The following is a 1,511-nucleotide window of genomic DNA, read 5'->3' as shown; positions in this document are numbered from 1 at the left end:
GTGTGCCGGCACGGGCCGTGCCCACCGCTGACAGCGCCGTCAGCCGGGCCCCAGTGGGTTCCCGGTCGGCATCCCCCCGAAAACTTCCTCGCAGGAGACCCGCAATGAAGACGATTCCCTACTGGATCGAAACCGCCGGGGCGTTCCCGGACCGGTCCGGCAAGCCTTTGACCGAGGACACCGACCTGGTGGTAGTCGGCGCCGGCCTGACCGGTCTGTCCACCGCCCTGCACTCCGCCCGCAAGGGCGCCCGTGTCACCCTCGTCGAGAAGGGCCAGATCGGCTCGGGCGCCTCGGCGCGCAACGGCGGCATGGCGAACCTGGGCTTCACGATCGGCGTGAACCAGGCCATCCGCCGGTACGGACTCGAGCGGGCCCGCGAGATCTACAACTCCTACGGCGAGGCCGTGGACACCGTCGAGCGGCTCGTGAACGAGGAGTCCATCGACTGCCAGTTCCGTCGCGTCGGACGCCTGGGCGTGGCCTCCCGCCCCGCGCACTTCGAGAGCAAGAGGGCCCAACAGCGCGACCTGGCCAAGTACTTCGGTCACGAGACCACACTGATCGGCAAGTCCGAGCTGCGTTCGGAGATCGGATCCGATGCCTACCACGGCGGCCTGCTCGACCCGTTCAGCGCCGCACTGCACGTCGGCCGCTTCGTGCGCGGCATGGCCGAGGCGTGCGAGCGCACCGGTGTCGAGATCCACGAGCGCAACGCGGCCATCGGCGTCCGGCGCACCGCAGCCGGCCGTTACGAGGTCAGCACCGAGCGCGGTGTGATCCGCGCCGGGCAGGTCATGATGGCCACCGACGCCTACACCGACAAGAACTTCCCGTGGCTGCGCCGCCAGCAGGTCTGCCTGGGCAGCTTCATCATCGTGACCGAGCCGCTCGGCGAGGCACTCGCCCGGGACATCATCCCCAAGGCCCGTCTCATCGTCGACTCCAACAACCTCTGTCACTACTTCCGGCTCACTCCGGACAACCGGCTGCTGTTCGGCGGCCGCGCCCGCTTCGCGCCGTCCGATCCCACCTCGGACAAGAAGAGCGGAGCCGTCCTGTTCCGTGAGATGTGCGAGATCTTCCCCCAGCTCTCCCGGACGAAGATCGAGTACGTGTGGGGCGGCTCCGTCGGCTTCGCCATGGACCGCATCGTGCACGCCGGGCAGACCGAGGACGGCGTCTACTACTCCATGGGCTATGCGGGCCACGGCGTACAGATGGCCACGCACATGGGTCAGGTCATGGCCGAGGTGATGGACGGCCACCCCGAGGTCAGCCCCGTGCGCGACATCGCCCCGCCCCGCATCCCCCTCTACAACGGCACCGCCTGGTTCCTGCCCTTCGCGGGCGCCTACTACAAGACGCTGGACCGCATCCGCTGACCGTGCGGCAGCGCACCTCTACGCATACAAGGAGACCTCGAGATGGCTGTTGTCCACGATGTTCCCAAGCAGCTTTTCATCGGCGGCAGTTGGCAGGACGCGGAGTCCGGCCGGACTCTGTCCGTC

General features: G+C 68.2%; 1 protein-coding gene. It reads left to right on the top strand.

Annotated features, from left to right (window positions below; translation table 11 throughout):
- Positions 1–104 precede the first annotated feature (104 nt).
- On the top strand, positions 105–1,385 hold the full coding sequence (locus GTY47_RS19330; RefSeq protein ID WP_010049276.1) for an FAD-binding oxidoreductase: 1,281 nt from the start codon (positions 105–107) through the stop codon (positions 1,383–1,385).
- Positions 1,386–1,511: the final 126 nt, after the last annotated feature.

Origin of the sequence: Streptomyces sp. SID5464 (assembly GCF_009862985.1) — a bacterium.
Classification (GTDB): domain Bacteria; phylum Actinomycetota; class Actinomycetes; order Streptomycetales; family Streptomycetaceae; genus Streptomyces; species Streptomyces chartreusis_D.
This window is presented reverse-complemented; position numbering and strand designations above follow the sequence as displayed.

Bases quoted from the DNA above. Each gene is read 5' to 3' on its own strand.
- GTY47_RS19330 (WP_010049276.1), top strand. From the start codon at position 105: ATGAAGACGATTCCCTACTGGATCGAAACCGCCGGGGCGTTCCCGGAC.